Annotated in this window: 2 protein-coding genes; both read left to right on the top strand. The window is 34.4% G+C overall.

Annotation, left to right across the window (positions count from 1 at the left end; translation table 11 throughout):
• Positions 1–922 (top strand): hypothetical protein (locus ABY905_RS16815; protein WP_372645980.1); only part of this gene is annotated, 922 nt, incomplete at its 5' end.
• Between the two features lie 367 nt (positions 923–1,289).
• Positions 1,290–1,763, top strand: coding sequence for a hypothetical protein (locus ABY905_RS16810; protein WP_372645978.1), 474 nt, complete (start codon positions 1,290–1,292; stop codon positions 1,761–1,763).
• The last annotated feature ends 325 nt before the right edge of the window (positions 1,764–2,088 follow it).

Here is a 2,088-nt window from a genome sequence, read left to right as displayed (position 1 = left end):
AAACCAAGAACGTTGCTTTCGTCAGTCGAATAGTGTGTTACAGTTTAGACAGACATATGATGAAAGCTTGAAGTTAGATTTACTTGCCACCCCAATGTTCGATAGGGTACAGGTAATAAATGGTAATGTTTCGGCACTATCGGCCAAACAGGATCGATCGGGGAAAACCCTGACTGATCATAAAAATAAAGCCATGATCACCGTAATTGATACGGCCGCAGATTGTGCTGATTTTATGGGAAGTTATGGTCATTTCCACAATTTCGATCCCTTCGTGAAAATTGAAAACTGTAAAAAATCACAGTTGATTCGTGCTCGCGAAGAAGAAGCCTTAATTCACATACGCAAGCTTGTTGGCGTAATGGATGAGAATCCTGTACAAACCCTTGCTGCGGATGTGACAGATGAGTTAGAGCAAAAGCTAATTGCTGAACTCGATGCTGCTTCTAAACTGCTTGATGTACCTAAGGAGTACCGAATTGTTCACAGAGATATTACTGCTGAAATTGACAGCTCTCTGAATGAATACAAGAACTTACTCAACGATTCACTTAAAGCTTATATGCGTACCAAGTATCAGAAGAGTATGCCAGAACTCTATACGGCGTTTGTTAATGCTATGGAGATGGATGCCATACCCAAACGCAAGCGTGCCGTGGTGGGAACATTTACAAACGTGGCAGGGGACCCTGTACGTTTGGTTCGTGTTTCTATTGATGGACAAAAGCCCTTTAAAAAAGGTGGTGATAAGGGGAGCTATTTTATCCAAAACCTGGTGGCTGGTAAGCATGTTTTTACGTTTACATGCAAAGCTTATCGCGATGAGGTTCGAACAGTACTGATTGTACCCGACGAAACCCTTCAGCTCGATATCGTGTTTTCGTTAATCGAAATTGAGGCTGCTGAGCTCGTCGAAGCTTAAGCCTAAGCACTCTACTTACAACTAAAAAGTGAAAAGCCAACAGAAGAAATTTTGTTGGCTTTTTTATGTTGATTTTTATTTATAATAATTCTAAAAGTTTATGTTAGGATATAAGTAGAGGTGTTTGAAAGAAATAATTAATTTTATGGATAAGTTTTTAGGCGTAAGACTATTTGGGCTAGATCAGACTTGCTCTTTCTATTGTTTTACGAAGTGGAAAAAACACGTGCAAAAAATTAAAGTCCATTTTAGGCAATAAGATAGGCTAAGACTTATAAAGACAAGGAATTATAAAAACAAACAGATAAGTGGTGTAAAGTGCATAGTACTTTACACACTTGTTATGCACAATAAAACTTTCAACTACATGAAGTATACTAAAATTACAATTATTTTTTTAGCTGTCTGTTTGTTCCAAAACTGTAAAAAAAAAGATATAAGTAACTTTAATATTAAAGGAAGTTGGTCTGGTTGTAGGAACGATAGATCATATGTGGAAATGTATATAAATGATTCCACTATGCTTACTCTTTTATCAGAATTTTCTAATACCGCTTTAGCACCATATGATTCTAAATTCATATATGAATTAGACAATGACACTATAAGATTACAATCAATTGATTTTAATAGAATAATTAAAAGCCATTTGCAAGTTCTTGACTCGAATAAAATGAGAATTACATTTGAAGGAGATAAAGAACAGACAACCTTCCTTCTCAAAAAGTTTGATAAATCAGTACTTTGTCCAAAAATTCATAACCGATATGAACAGAAATGGAAAAAAGATAGTTTTTATATCAAGTATTTTAAAAGACTAAATAAAGGTGATTGTAGCTGAAAATATTTTAACCTTTAATCTATTAGAATATTTTACAGTGCATAACAAAAGCTAAATTTCATGGGCGGTGATGAACTAGGGAAAGTTTAGTTCAATTAATAAACACCAGCAAGCCAACTAAATTGGTTTGTTCAGAATATAAACAAATTAATTTGGCTTGCTTATTTGGCGCATTGATAAGATTATTCTTTGAAATCGCCCACGTAACTTAGCAAGACCGTTGTGTTCAATTAATTATCAGCATCGTGAAAAAGAATAAACGAAATAAAGCAATTAAGATAATTGGAATAATAGTTATCGTTTATCTAATCTTAGATATTGTTTT

Origin of the sequence: Ancylomarina sp., assembly GCF_041555295.1 — a bacterium.
Classification (GTDB): domain Bacteria; phylum Bacteroidota; class Bacteroidia; order Bacteroidales; family Marinifilaceae; genus Ancylomarina.
The sequence above is the reverse complement of the archived record's forward strand: the minus strand, read 5'-3'. Positions and strand labels throughout refer to the sequence as shown.

What these genes read in the sequence shown, in the direction of transcription:
- ABY905_RS16810 (WP_372645978.1), top strand. Translation starts at nt 1,290, where the DNA reads ATGAAGTATACTAAAATTACAATTATTTTTTTAGCTGTCTGTTTGTTC.